At 66.7% G+C, this 13,536-nt stretch carries 12 protein-coding genes; 5 read left to right on the top strand and 7 right to left on the bottom strand.

Annotated elements, in window-relative coordinates; translation table 11 throughout:
- Window positions 1–19 precede the first annotated feature (19 nt).
- Together ACU0AG_RS00695 and ACU0AG_RS00690 are read right to left on the bottom strand one after the other, a co-directional pair.
- A complete protein-coding gene (locus tag ACU0AG_RS00695; protein WP_482780333.1) occupies window positions 20–904 on the bottom strand; it encodes a hypothetical protein in 885 nt (294 codons plus the stop codon).
- Complete coding sequence (locus ACU0AG_RS00690; RefSeq protein ID WP_482780332.1) at window positions 901–2,217, bottom strand: replication-associated recombination protein A; 1,317 nt, start codon at window positions 2,215–2,217, stop codon at window positions 901–903. Before ACU0AG_RS00690 ends, ACU0AG_RS00695 begins: the two co-directional genes overlap by 4 nt.
- Before the next feature lie 115 nt (window positions 2,218–2,332).
- On the opposite strand from ACU0AG_RS00690, the gene ACU0AG_RS00685 reads away from it, so the two are divergent.
- Complete coding sequence (locus ACU0AG_RS00685; RefSeq protein ID WP_482780331.1) at window positions 2,333–2,983, top strand: PadR family transcriptional regulator; 651 nt, start codon at window positions 2,333–2,335, stop codon at window positions 2,981–2,983.
- A 78-nt stretch (window positions 2,984–3,061) separates the two neighbouring features.
- Window positions 3,062–3,496, top strand: a complete 435-nt coding sequence (locus ACU0AG_RS00680) for a hypothetical protein (protein WP_482780330.1) — start codon at window positions 3,062–3,064, stop codon at window positions 3,494–3,496.
- Window positions 3,497–3,502: 6 nt separating this feature from the next.
- Here ACU0AG_RS00680 and ACU0AG_RS00675 read toward each other — a convergent pair whose 3' ends face one another.
- On the bottom strand, window positions 3,503–4,693 hold the full coding sequence (locus tag ACU0AG_RS00675) for a glycosyltransferase family 4 protein (RefSeq protein ID WP_482780329.1): 1,191 nt from the start codon (window positions 4,691–4,693) through the stop codon (window positions 3,503–3,505).
- 186 nt (window positions 4,694–4,879) lie between these two features.
- Between ACU0AG_RS00675 and ACU0AG_RS00670 the strand changes: the two genes are divergently transcribed.
- The 3 genes from ACU0AG_RS00670 to ACU0AG_RS00660 all read left to right on the top strand — a co-directional run bounded on the left by ACU0AG_RS00670 (window position 4,880) and on the right by ACU0AG_RS00660 (window position 9,058).
- Window positions 4,880–6,058, top strand: coding sequence for a phosphoserine transaminase (locus tag ACU0AG_RS00670; RefSeq protein WP_482780328.1), 1,179 nt, complete (start codon window positions 4,880–4,882; stop codon window positions 6,056–6,058).
- Between the two features lie 130 nt (window positions 6,059–6,188).
- Window positions 6,189–7,775, top strand: a complete 1,587-nt coding sequence (gene serA, locus ACU0AG_RS00665) for a phosphoglycerate dehydrogenase (protein ID WP_482780327.1) — start codon at window positions 6,189–6,191, stop codon at window positions 7,773–7,775.
- A gap of 155 nt (window positions 7,776–7,930) precedes the next feature.
- A complete protein-coding gene (locus ACU0AG_RS00660; RefSeq protein WP_482780326.1) occupies window positions 7,931–9,058 on the top strand; it encodes an ATP phosphoribosyltransferase regulatory subunit in 1,128 nt (375 codons plus the stop codon).
- Window positions 9,059–9,294: 236 nt separating this feature from the next.
- Here ACU0AG_RS00660 and ACU0AG_RS00655 read toward each other — a convergent pair whose 3' ends face one another.
- From ACU0AG_RS00655 to ACU0AG_RS00640, 4 genes are all read right to left on the bottom strand, one after another.
- Window positions 9,295–11,415: an insulinase family protein gene (locus ACU0AG_RS00655; protein ID WP_482780325.1), complete on the bottom strand. Its 2,121-nt coding sequence runs from the start codon at window positions 11,413–11,415 to the stop codon at window positions 9,295–9,297.
- Window positions 11,412–12,098 (bottom strand): M16 family metallopeptidase, encoded by a 687-nt coding sequence (locus ACU0AG_RS00650; protein ID WP_482780324.1) that lies wholly within the window; start codon window positions 12,096–12,098, stop codon window positions 11,412–11,414. The genes ACU0AG_RS00655 and ACU0AG_RS00650 overlap by 4 nt, the downstream gene beginning before the upstream one ends.
- A 125-nt stretch (window positions 12,099–12,223) precedes the next feature.
- The gene (locus ACU0AG_RS00645; protein WP_482780323.1) at window positions 12,224–12,448 is read right to left on the bottom strand and encodes a hypothetical protein; all 225 of its coding nucleotides are present in this window, start codon (window positions 12,446–12,448) and stop codon (window positions 12,224–12,226) included.
- Window positions 12,449–12,487: 39 nt separating this feature from the next.
- Window positions 12,488–13,321: an alpha/beta hydrolase gene (locus ACU0AG_RS00640; RefSeq protein WP_482780778.1), complete on the bottom strand. Its 834-nt coding sequence runs from the start codon at window positions 13,319–13,321 to the stop codon at window positions 12,488–12,490.
- Between the last annotated feature and the right edge of the window lie 215 nt (window positions 13,322–13,536).

Below are 13,536 nucleotides of genomic sequence, written 5' to 3'. Positions count from 1 at the left end.
CCGTGGATGTGCCCTAATCCTAGAACGCGCCGAAAGTCCATCCCTCTGTTCGCGCCACTTCGGGCGTCAGGCCTGCCGGGTGCCACAGATCGCGCTGGCCGTGCACGCGGCGCAGCCATGCAGCGGTGAGCAGCGCGTCGGAGGAGTGATCGTCGATTGCGCCGCTACCCTTGACCGGCGGCGAGCCGAGCGCGTCGAGCGCGTCATTCAGCGCCGCGTAGCTGCGCACCTTGGTGGCCGCGCCCGTCACCCCGCCCAGCCGCGCCGCGACCGAGGTGTATATTTCGGTCACCACCGAGCCTTCCTGCGGCAGCGGATCGACCGGCCAAACCGGCACCTTGCCTCCCAGCCGGTGGAGCATCCGCATGCCCGTAAGGCTCGACTTGCCGACCTGCGCCGCGCCGACGAGGTTGAAATTGCTCACCGGCCGCACGCCTGCGCTGCGCTGCGCGATTTCGGCGACGCGGAAACGGCCTTCGCGGCTGGCAGCGCCGGGCAACAGGAAGCGGTCGCCCTCCAGACCCGCGCCGTGGCGGAAATAGCGCGAGGCCTGCTTGTGGGTCACGAACCCGCCCGCCTCAAGATTGGGATCACCCGCGCACAGGGCATCGATCAGCGCCCACAATCCGCGCGCGTCCTGTGGCGAGGCGTCCCAGCCGGGGAAGAACGCGCCCGCATCCACGAAAGGCAGCCCGATGCCGAGATCGAGCCCCACCAGCGTCGGCGCATCGAGCCGCTGCAACATTGCCAGCACCTCGCTGCGCGCCCAGCCCTTGGGGTCGGGCGGCGGGATGAGCCGGGGCGGCCCGCCCTCGGCCTGCGCCACCGCAAGCGCGATGCCTTTCTGACGCGGTCCCCTGGCGCCCGACCAGTCGACTGCGAGAAAGCGGGCGAAGCGGGTCACCCGCCGCGTTCCCGCCGCAGCTTGTCCCAGTAATCGAGCCGCTTCTTCACCTCGCGCTCGAACCCGCGTTCCACGGGCGTGTAGAATTGCTCGGGCGCCATGCCTTCGGGCCAGTAATTGTTGCCGGAAAAGCCCTCGGGCGTGTCGTGATCATAGGTGTAGCCCTTGCCGTAGCCTAGGCTTTCCATCAGGCCCGTCGTCGGGTTGACGATGTTCATCGGCGGCATCAGGCTGCCGGTGTCTTTTGCCGCCTTCCACGCGGCCTTCTGCGCCAGATAGGCCGCGTTCGATTTGGGGGCGGTGGCGAGGTAGAGGCAGGCCTGCACCAGCGCCAGTTCGCCCTCGGGGCTGCCGAGGAAGCGATAGGCCTCCATCGCCGCCATGCATTGCGGGAGCGCATGGGGATCGGCCATGCCGATATCCTCCACCGCCATGCGCACCAGCCGCCTTGCGAGGAACAGCGGCTCCTCTCCCGCGACCAGCATCCGCGCCAGCCAGTAGAGCGCGGCCTGCGGATCGCTGCCGCGCACCGACTTGTGCAGGGCCGAGATCAGATTGTAGTGCCCGTCGCGGTCCTTGTCATAGACGGCGACGCGGCGTTGCAGGAAGCTGCCCAGCATCGCCGGATCGAGCGGCTCTGGCAGGCCCGCCGCATAGAGCGTCTCGGCCTGCCCCAGCAGAAACCGCCCGTCACCATCGGCCTGCGCGATCAGCGCGGCGCGGGCTTCGGGGGTGAGGGGGAGGGGGCCTTCAAGGCTTTCCGCCTTCGCCAGCAGCGCCGCCAGCGCATCATCGTCCAGCCGGTTCAGCACCAACACCTGCGCGCGGGAAAGCAGCGCGGCGTTGAGAGCAAAGCTGGGGTTCTCGGTGGTCGCGCCGACCAGCGTCACCACCCCGCGTTCGACATAGGGCAGGAAGCCATCCTGCTGGGCGCGGTTGAAGCGATGGATCTCGTCCACGAACAACAGCGTCTTGCGGCCCGCACCGGCGAACCTTTCCGCCTCGGCAAAGGCCTTCTTGAGATCGGCCACGCCGGAAAACACCGCGCTGATCGCGGCGTAGCGCATCCCCACGGCATCGGCGAGCAGGCGGGCGATGCTGGTCTTGCCGGTGCCGGGCGGCCCCCACAGGATCATGCTTGCAAGCCGGCCCGCCGCCACCATCCGCCCGATCGCGCCTTCGGGGCCGGTCAGGTGTTCCTGCCCGACCACCTCGCCAAGCGACTGCGGGCGCAGCCGGTCGGCCAGCGGCGCGCTGCTGTCTGGCGCGTCTGCGGGGGGCGGCGATGCATCTTGTCCGAACAGATCAGTCATTCATCGGGCGTGATAGGCCTGTCGGCGGAAAATGGAACAGGCCAGCCGCGCACCCCTTGATACGATACATCCAAGATATATCTTAGACCTATCATAACGCACACAGGAGGGTGCAATGAGCTGGAACAGATATGGACGCGGCAACGGCTGGGACAAGCTGGGTGAAGCGATTGCGATGATGGCGATGAACGGCAACGTCAATTTCGGCGGGCCTGCCTTCGGCAAGGACGGCATGAAGGCGCGCTGGCGCTTTGACAGCGACGAGGCCGAGGGCGATGACGCCGAATCCCGCCGCCGTGGCCGCCGCGGGCGGATGTTCGGCACCGGCGAACTGCGCCTCGCGCTGCTGGCGCTGATCGCGGACAAGCCCAGCCACGGCTACGAACTGATCAAGGAAATCGAGGAAATGACCGGCGGCGCCTATGCTCCCAGCCCCGGAGCGGTCTATCCCACGCTGCAATTGCTGGAAGATGAAGGCGCGATCGAGGAGGCCGAGGCCGAGGGCGCGAAGAAGCCCTTTGCCGCAACCGCCAAGGGCCGTGCCGAACTGGAAACCCGCCAGGACGAGGTCGAAAGCCTGATGCGCCGCCTTGGCCGCCACGGCGAACGCACCACCACCGTCCGCTCGCACGATGTGTTCCGGGCGATGGGCAACCTCGGCTCGGTGCTCAAGAACCGCGCCAAGGCCGGCAAGCTCGACGAGAAGACGATCAACGAGATCGTCGACATGATCGACGAAATGGCCAAGCGCATCGAACGGCTCTGATCGTCCCGATTGCGACTGCCGCATAACAAGCGTATCCTCCCCCCGCCGGGTCGCTCCGGATGGGGGGAGGGGAAGCCCTTGGACACAATCATCAATGGCCGGGCCAAGGCGCCCTGGCACCTGTGGCTGGTCGGGGTCGGCACGCTGCTGTTCAACGCGATGGGCGGCTTCAGCTACACCATGACACGGCTGGGCAAGCTCGCCGATCTTGGCATGACGCCCGATCAGATCGCTTTCATGGACTCCTATCCCGCATGGGCCAACGCCTTCTGGGCGCTGGGCGTGTGGGGCGCGCTGGCGGGATCGGTGCTGCTGCTCCTGCGCTCGCGCCTTGCCGTGGCGGCGATGGCGGTGGCGCTGGTCGGGCTGATCGGCACAACGGTGTATAATTACGCGCTGATCTCCGTGCCCGACAGCATGAAGGCCCCGGTGCTCGATGTGATGATCTGGGCGGTGACGCTGTTCCTGCTCGCCTATGCGCGGGCGATGGCGCAGGCGGGGGTGCTGCGGTAAGCGGCCTTATGCCGCCTCGCTCGCCTGAAGCGCCCGGCGTTCCTCGACCAGAGCGACATAGGTATCGGCCACGACCTGATTGATCGCCTCCCAGCCATATTCGCACGCCCGTGTCTCGCCCGCTGCGCCATGCGCGGCGCGCAGGGCGGGATCGAGGCAATAGGGCGCAATCGCATCGGCAAAAGCGATGGCGTCGGCATCCTTGCTGCCGGACGGCGCGACCAGCTGTCCGGTCACGCCATCGGCGACCAGACTGGCGCTGCCGGTTGCGCCTGCCGCGACCACCGGCAGCCCGCTCGCCATGGCTTCCAGGGTGACGTTGCCGAAGGTTTCGGTGACGCTGGGGTTGAAGAAAATGTCCCCGCTCGCCAGCGCCTGACCCAGATCCTCGCCGGTCTTGAAGCCTGCGAAGATGCCGCCGGGCAGGTTGGTTTCGAACCACCCGCGCGCCGGGCCATCGCCGATCACCAGCACCTTGTGCGGCACCTGACGGCGGCGCAGCTGCACGATGGTTTCGGCGAAGACATCCAGCCCCTTTTCCATCACCAGCCGGCCAAGGAACACAATCGCAACGTCGGTTTCGGCAAGACCGAGGCTGTTGCGCCATTCGGGATCGCGCCGGGCGCTGGAAAAGATCGTGCGATCCACCCCGCGGCTCCACAAGCCGATGCGGTCGTGCATCTTCATCGCCAGCAATTCGTCGATCATCGATTGCGACGGCGCGACCAGCGCATCGCAGCGGTTGTAGAACCGCCGCAGCCCCTTGACGATCAACGGTTCGAGGAACGCCATGTTGTAATAGCGCGGATAGGTTTCAAAGCGGGTGTGCACGCTCGCCAGAACGGGAATGTCCTGCGCCTGTGCCCAGCGCAGCGCGGCGTGGGCGGCGGGATCGGGCGAGGAAAGGTGGACGATATTGGGCGCGAACTTTTCCAGATCGCGCTTCACCGCCGCGCCCAGATGGGTCGGCATCCGGTATTCGCCGCGCCCTTTCACCGGCATCGGCACATTGGGCAGGCCGACCAGATCGCCGGTCGGCTCGAAATCGGGATTGGCGACCTTGGGCGAATAGACGCGCACCGCCGCGCCCTTCGCCAGCAGCGATCCGACAAGGCGATTGAGGGCCTGATTGGCCCCGTCGCGGGTGTAGTTGTAGTTGCCGCTGAACAGGGCAATGCGAAGATCGGACGTTTCCATGGAGGCCCGCCAATAGTCGCATTCTTGCAGCTTGGCGAGTGGCGCAAATGCCCCGCTTGATCCTTGCCGGGAGGCATTCCGGCGCGTTCACGATATTTCGCGTTGACTCTTTCCCGCGCAACTCTAGTGCCGCCCACGGGCCACGCGGTCCCAACGCCGCGCGAGCTCTCTGCAAGGAGAGAATACATGACCGAGTATGCACGCGGGCTCCAGCACGAGCCTGTCCTCAAGCCTGAGCGCCCCTTCTTTTCTTCGGGCCCCACGGCGAAATTCCCTGGCTGGTCGCTGGACAAGCTCAAAACCGAATCGCTGGGCCGCTCGCACCGTTCGGCGTTGGGCAAGGCGCGGCTGAAATATGCCATCGACCTCAGCCGCGAACTGCTCGGCATTCCGGACGATTATCTCGTCGGCATCATGCCCGCATCGGACACCGGCGCAATCGAAGCCGCGATGTGGGCAATGCTCGACCCTGCGCGCCCGGTGACGGTCGCCGCGTGGGAAAGCTTCGGCAATATCTGGATTCAGGACGCGGTGAAGCAGCTCAAGCTGCCCAACCTGCAAGTCCTCACTGCCGATTATGGCGAGATCCCCGATCTCACCACCATTCCGCAGCGCAATGATGTCGTCTTCACCTGGAACGGCACCACCAGCGGCGCGATGATCCCGAACACCGACTGGCTGGAGCCGGGCCGCGAGGGGATCACCATCAACGACGCCACCAGCGCGATCTTCGCGCAGGAAATGGACTGGTCGAAGCTCGATGCCACCACCTATTCGTGGCAGAAGGTGATGGGTTCCGAAGCGCAGCACGGGATGCTGATCCTCAGCCCCAAGGCGGTCGCGCGGATCGAATCCTACGATCCGCCGTGGCCGCTGCCCAAGCTGTTCCGCATGAAGAAGGGCAACACAATCAATCTCGGCATTTTTGCCGGCGAGACGATCAACACCCCTTCGATGCTGGCGACCGAGGATTACATCGCGGCGCTGGAATGGGCGAAGAGCATCGGCGGGCGCAAGGCGCTGGTCGAACGCGCCAATGCCAATGCCAGGATCGTCAAGGACTGGATCGAAGCCACCCCCTGGCTGCGCAACATGGTGCCCAATCCGGCGCAGCAGACCAACACCGGCGTATGCATGGTGTTTCAGGGCGAATGGTACGACAGCCTTTCGGATGACGACAAGGCTGCCGTTCCCAAGAAGATCGTCAAGCTGCTTGAGGAACGCAACGTCGGTTTCGACTTCAACGGCTACCGCGATGCTCCGCCGAGCTTGCGCATCTGGTGCGGTTCGACTGTCGAGCAGGAGGACCTGAAGCGCCTGCTGCCGTGGATCGAGTGGGCCTACGAGAAGGTCAAGAACGGCTGATTTTTCAGCTTTAGCCAAGTCTTAGCGTCTCCCCGGCCACCGAGCCGGGGCCCCGCTTTCCTTTTCCCATGCCCGCAGATGAAGCGGGACCCCGGATCAAGTCCGGGGAGACGAGTGGAAGGTATTCAAAATGACCCGTCCCAAAGTTCTCATTTCCGACAAGATGGACCCCAACGCCGCGCGCATCTTTCAGGAGCGCGGCTGCGATGTGGATGTCATCACCGGCGAAACGCCCGAACAGCTGATCGCCCGGATCGGCGAATATGATGGCCTTGCCATCCGCTCCTCGACCAAGGTGACCAAGGCGATCCTTGATGCCGCGACCAATCTGAAGGTCATCGGCCGCGCCGGTATCGGCGTCGATAACGTCGACATTCCCTACGCCTCGTCCAAGGGCGTGGTGGTGATGAACACCCCGTTCGGCAATTCGATCACCACCGCCGAACACGCCATCGCGCTGATGTTCGCGCTTGCCCGCCAGATCCCCGAAGCCAATGCGCAGACGCAGGAAGGCAAATGGCCCAAGAGCGGGTTCATGGGCGTGGAACTGACCGCCAAGACCCTCGGCCTGATCGGCGCGGGCAATATCGGCTCGATCGTCGCCAGCCGCGCGCTCGGCCTCAGGATGAAGGTGATCGCCTACGATCCCTTCCTGACCGAGGAACGCGCCGTGGAAATGGGCGTGGAGAAGGTCGATCTCGACACGCTGCTCTCCCGCGCCGATTTCGTCACGCTGCACACTCCGCTGACCGATGAAACCCGCAACATCCTGAGCCGTGAACGGCTGGAGAATGCCAAGAAGGGCATCCGCATCATCAACTGCGCCCGCGGCGGTCTGATCGACGAGGCCGCGCTGAAGGACTGTCTGGAAAGCGGTCAGGTGGCAGGCGCCGCGCTCGACGTGTTCGAGACCGAGCCGCCCGCCGCCGATCACCCGCTGTTCGGCACGCCCAATTTCATCTGCACCCCGCACCTTGGCGCTTCGACGACCGAGGCGCAGGTCAACGTTGCCCTTCAGGTGGCCGAGCAGCTGGCCGATTACCTCGTCAACGGCGGCGTCACCAACGCATTGAACGTGCCTTCGCTGAGTGCCGAGGAAGCGCCCAAGCTGCGCCCCTACATGGCGCTCGCCGAAAAGCTGGGCAGCCTTGTCGGCCAGCTGGCGCACGGCAACCTTACCCACATCAGCATCGAGCGCGAAGGCGCGGCGGCCGAACTGAATGGCAAGCCGATCACGGCGGCGGTCCTCTCGGGCTTCATGCGCCGCTATTCCGACACAGTGAACATGGTCAACGCGCCGTTCCTCGCCAAGGAGCGCGGGCTGGATGTGAGCGAGATCCGCCACGACCGCGACGGCGCGTTCAACACGCTGGTGCGGGTGACGGTGGAAACCGCGGCTGGCCCGCGCTCGGTCGCAGGCACGCTGTTCGGGACGGAAAGCCCCCGTCTGGTCGAAATCTTCGGCATCGGGATCGAGGCGGAACTGGCCGGGCACATGCTCTACATCGTCAACGACGACAAGCCGGGCTTCATCGGCCGCATCGGGACACTGCTGGGCAGCCACGGGATCAACATCGGCACCTTCAACCTCGGCCGCCGCGAGGCCGGCGGGGAAGCGGTGCTGCTGCTGAGCCTCGACGAGGCGCTGACCCCCGAAGTGGTGGCCGAAGCCGAAAAGATCGAAGGCGTGAAGACCGTCAAGGCGCTGTCGTTTTAGGCTCGGCGCAGGCCCACCCCTAACCCCTCCCGCAAGCGGGAGGGGGACAGTGTTGCGCTGATACTCCCCTCCCGCCTGCGGGAGGGGCCGGGGGTGGGCCCGCGCGGCGCTTGCCCCTTCACCCGGCGCCCATCACCCGCTAAGCGCGTGCCGACATGACCAAACCCAACGATCTCCTTCCCGAAGGTCTCGAAGACCGCCTGCCGCTCGAAGCTGCGCGGATCACGGCGGCGATGCATGCCTGCCTCGATGTGCTGGGCGCGCATGGCTATGACCGCGTGCGCCCCCCGCTGCTGGAGTTCGAAGCCTCGCTCGCGGGCCGCATGGCGGGGGTGACTGTTGGCGAGGGGAGCAGCATGTTCCGCTTCGTCGATCCGGCCAGCTTGCGCACGCTGGCGCTGCGCAGCGACATGACCCCGCAGATCGGGCGGATCGCCTCCACCAGCCTCAAATCCGCCCCGCGCCCGCTGCGCCTGGCCTATTGCGGCGACACCGTGGTGATCAAGGCGAGCCAGCTCGATCCGGCGCGTGAACGCCTGCAACTGGGTGCGGAACTGGTCGGGGCGGACAGCGTGGCGGCGGCGAGCGAAGCCGTGATGCTGGCAATCGAGGCGCTCAAGGCGGCGGGGCTGACCGGCATTTCGGTCGATTTCACGCTGCCCGATCTGGTTGATACGCTGGCCGGAGCCGATGGTCTTGGGCCATTCCCGCTTGCGCCCGAACAGATCGAGGCCGTGCGGCGCGAGCTGGACACCAAGGATGCAGGCGGATTGAAGGCGGCGGGCGGCGCGGCCTACCTGCCGCTGCTCTATGCCACCGGGCCGTTCGGTCAGGCGCTGGCGGCCCTGCGCGAGGTGGACGCAGGCGGCGCGCTGAAATCGCGGCTCGACGGGCTGGAGGCGATTGCGGCGCATATCGGCGATGCCGCCCGCATCACGCTCGACCCGACCGAGCGCCACGGGTTCGAATACCAGTCGTGGTTCGGCTTTACGCTCTACGCCGATGGCCTGCGCCGGGCGGCAGGGCGGGGCGGCACCTACCGGATTGCGGGGAGTGACGAGGCGGCGACCGGTTTCACGCTCTACCTCGATCGTCTCGCCGAAGTCGCACCGCAGCCCGAAGCGGCGCGGGTCGTGTGGCTGCCGCTCGGCCATGACCGGGCAGCGGCGGCGCAGCTGCGCAGCGAGGGCTGGCGCACGCTCGCCCAGCTGGCCGAGGGAGAGGACGCTGCGGCGCTGGGCTGCGGGTATGTGCTCGGGGCAGACGGGGTGCGCGCCATCTGACCGACGCGGCAGCGGCGGCTTCCGGAACGGTTCGCGTCAAGAGCTGCTGATCGGGAAGCGACCCCATATCGCTCATCCCGCGAGGGAGCCGTTTACCCGAAATCGGCCCATCGAATCTGTTCCACGTCAAGCAGCACACACAGAAGCACGCGTGTCTTCTTTCCTGTCGTCGATGTCCGGCGAATGCCGGAGGCTCGATCGGCAAGGCTTCATCACTCCGACGCGCCTGCCGGTAATCACTTCGTCTGCGGAACGACCCTGATTTCCACCGGCGGCTTGCCCGCGAGATAGCGCTGGGCGGCGGACTGGATGTCGGCGGGGGTCAGGGCATTGAGTATGCCAAGGCCCGACCGCCACCGGTCCAGCGCCACCGGATCGCTCTGCGCGCCCGCCACCACGCCCAGCCAGCTGCTGTTCTGGGTTTCGGCGCGTTCCAAGCGCGTGCGGATCGGGTTCCGCGCCCGGTCCAGAAGGTCGGCGTCGATGGGCTTTGCCGCCAGTTCGGCCGCGATCTCGCGGATCACCCGGGCGGCTGCGTCCATCGCCTCGGGCGGCACGGTGGCATTGGCGGCGATGAAGCCGAAGCCGGGGAATGTGCGCTGCGAAAAGCTGGAGGAGACCGGCGAATAGGTGGCGCCAAGCTGCTCACGCAGCACTTCGGTCAGGCGCAGGTCCATCACCTCGGCCAGCAGATCGCGGGTCAGATCGTCCTGCTGGTCATCGCCATCATCGGTTTGCCAGCCGACCGCGACCGCACCCTGATCGGGCTTGCCAGTGTGGGTTAGGATGTGGAGGGCCGGTTCGGAAGCGAATGCGAGCGGGCTTCCAACCGGGCTCGGTTCACGCCGAACGGCGCGCGCGGGCAGCGCCCCAAGGCTGCCCGCGACGGCAGAGATGGCAGCATCGGGATCGAAATCGCCGACCAGCCCGAGCGCCAGCGGCCCGGTTTCAAGTTGCGGTCCCATCACCGCGCGCAGATCGTCCAGTGAGACACCCTTGAGCTGGTCGACATCGGTCAGGCCCAGCCGCGCGTCCCCGCCGGCGAGCAAGGCGGCGAGTGCCAGGTTCAAGACTTGCGAGGCATCGGCGCGCAGGTTCGTCGCTGCAGACGGGGCGATGGCGGCCCACTGCGCCTGCGTTTCCGGGCGCCATGCGGTCGCGGTCAACCGGGCCGCGAGCAGATCGAGCTGGAGGTCGAGATCGGCTTGGGTCGTCTGGCCGCTGGCGACCAGCGCGTTCTCGTCGACGCTCAGCCCTAAGCTTACCGCCTTGCCCGCCAGCACGCGGCGCAGCTCGTCGGCGTTATGCGCCTTGAGCCCGTCAACCCCGGCGACCACCGGGATCATGCTGCTAAGCCCCTGCCGGTCAGCCGGAAAGCCCGCCAGCCCCGCACCGACGCGCAGGCCGAAGGTGATCTTCCCCGGCTCCAAGCTGGTTGTCTTGAGGTTGAGCTGCAACCCATTGGCAAAACGCACCGTGCGGATGCCGAGATCGGCGATAGTGGTGTCGGCAACGACTTTGCCCGGCGTGCCCCAGTCGCCATAGGCGAACTGCACCGCTGCCGCTTCGGCCGGGGGCGTCACCGCCACCGCAGCGCTTTCGGCCAGCACGGCGGCAATCGTCGCGGCATCGCCTTCAACCGGTTGCCGGGTCGCGACATGGACGACGCTCGGTCCGCCCAGCCAGGCCGCGCGGAACGCCTCGCTGACAGTCTCGGGCGTGAGGGTCGGCTCGATCGCGCGGTACATGGCGAGGTCGAAGGCAGGCGCCCGCCGTACCGAATCCTCCAGGCTGGCGGCGACCAGCGCCTCGGCAAGCGCAACGCTGCTGCGGCCGGCTGCCTGTGCCACCGCGTTTTCCAGCGCAGTGGCGATGTTGGCCTTGGTTTCGGAGATTTCGGCGGCGGTGAAGCCGAACTGTTGCGCGCGGCGCAGCTCGCGCTCGGCCAGAGCAAAGGTCTCGCGCCATTGCCCGTCCTTGGCGGTTATCGTCAGCCCGTAGAAACGGGCCGATCGGGCCAGCGCCTCCTCGCCGACCCCGCCGCCCAGCGTCGGCGAATCCGAGGCACGCGCCAGCGCGTTGATGCGGTTCGTCAATGCGGCTCCGGCAACTGCACGCAGCAAGTACTCGCGCCGGGAGGCGATGGTGTTGCGCGCCGGTTCCCATGGCGCGGTTCGTTGCAGCCGCATGATCTCGGGGACAGCCGGATCGGTGAAGCTCTCGATCGCCATCGGGCTGTCCGATGCGGGCACGGGGCCGGCGTAGATGTCGCGTGCGGGACCCTGTCCCTGCCAATCGGCGAAGGCCGCCTCGATCTTGGTCTGTATCGCCGCCACATCGAAATCGCCGACGATCACCAGCGTCGCGCGCTCGGGCCGATCCGCGATCCGGGCAGCGCGGCCTCGAGATAGTCAGCCGACATCCGCCGCATCGGGCTGTTGCGCACCTGCGCTTCACTTAGCATGATCCCGCGTTCGCGATCGACCGCTGCCGGGTCGAACAGCAGATTGCCGGCAATCTCGCGCATCACCTTCAGCGCGGTATCCACCGTCGCATCGTCGGTGCGCGGGAGCTGGAGCTTGTAGGTGGTGAAATCGACCGAGGTGGTCGCGTTGGTATCCGCCCCGAACGACAGGCCGAGCCGTTCCAGCATCGGCACAAGCTGACCCTCGGGGATGCCGGTCGATCCGTTGAAGGCCATGTGTTCGACGAAGTGCGCAGCCCCGCTCTCGCCCTCGGCTTCCTCGCGGTAGCCAACTTCGATGTTGAAACGCACCGTGGCTTCGCCCGCCGGGTTGCTATTACGCATCAGGGCATAGCGCATGCCGTTGGCAAGGCGGCCGAAGGTGACCTGCGGGTCCGCCGGAATGTCAGCGCTGGGAATGTCCCAGGCAGGAACACCGCCCGCCGCAGGGGCGGCTGCCGCAGCAGGTGCGGCGGCATCCTGCGCCAAAGCGGCCGAGCCGGCGCCAAGGGCAAGCCCGGTCGCAAGGGCAAGGCTGGATATGGTGCGGAACGACAGACGAAGGGTGCGGCCCAAGATTGCTCTCCTGAAGGGTAAGCGGTGTCCGCAGACTAGCGTGCCCCGAACCGAAGGAAAGCAAGATTTCGCTGAAATTTCCGAGTGTTGCAGGAAGCGCACGATTGTCGCCGAAGAGGCGGGGATCAGCTTTCGCCGGGCACGCGGCGCAGGCGTTGCAGCACTGCGGCCAAGGTCGGTTTCGGCCCGCTGGCGAGCAGGCTGGCGCACAACAGACGGTCCAACAGCACCAGTTCGGCGATCAACACCGCCACCAGCAAGGCCCCGGCCCCGATCAGTTCCCCGGTCGCGATGCCGATCCGGTCGATCCTCGCCAGCACCCTTTCCGGTTTCCACCCGCTATCCGCCATTCGAGGCGATTGACGGCCGTCCTGAAAGCAGACCCCCGTTTACTCTCCAAACACCGTCTTCAGCCACGCATCCATCACCGGCGTCGCAGGATAATCCGCTTCTCCCAGCTTGCGGTTGATTTCGGCATGGCCTTGCAGCCCGGTGCCGGGAAAGCTGCCGATTTCGACCTTCGATCCGCCGCGCTTCAGCGCCTCGGCCAGCGCCTTGTTCTGCGCCACCCCGTCTTCGCGCTGGACATGCAGCAGCAGGAAGGCAGGGGCGTTTGGGCTGGCGGCGTGGAACGTGGGCGAAAGTGCCTTCTGCCGCGCCGGATCGGTGCCGAAAGCCTCGGTGTAGGTGCCCTTCATCATCGGGCCGGCGCCTGCGATCTGGGTCGGCACATCATAGGCCGCCCCGTCATTGGGCATTACCCCGTCGATATCGGCGAAGCTGAGCCCGGCAGCCTTCAGATATTGCTCGTCCGTCCCCACCAGCGCCACCAGATGCGCCCCTGCCGAATGGCCGGTCAGCACGACGCGGCTGCGATCGATCCCCAGTTCGTCGGCGCGCTTCAGCAGGTGGGCGAGCGCGGCGGCAACATCCGCCGCCTGCTGTTCCACCGTCGCGGCGGGCACCAGCCGGTAATTGATCGAGGCATAGGCATAGCCCTGCGCCAGCAGGTGCCCCGGCAGGGCGCGACTGCCTGCATTGTCCTTCGACCCGCGCTTCCACCCGCCGCCATGGACGAACAGCACCAGCGGCGCCTTTTTCGTCCCCTGCGGCACCCACAGGTCCAGTGCCTGCAAGGCATCGCTGCCGTAACTCATCGTCTGCGGCTTCGGCGTATTGGCCACTTGCCCGGCCCCGGCCCCGCCGCCGCGCCGTGCGCCCATGCCCTGGCGCCCGCCGCGCGCTTCCATCCGTTCGCGCAGAGAGGTCTGACAGCCCTCGGACAATTCTGCCGCCTTGTCTCGCAGGCAGGCGCGCAGTTCCCCGCGCTGCCCGTTGCAAAGCTTGCGGATTTCTTCGCGACATTCAGCCGGCAGGCGCACGCCTTCGCGCTGCTGGGCAAGGATCGGAGTGGCCAACGCGGCGAAACCGGCAAGGG

This window comes from Erythrobacter sp. RANMB8, from assembly GCF_056848235.1.
This window is presented reverse-complemented; position numbering and strand designations above follow the sequence as displayed.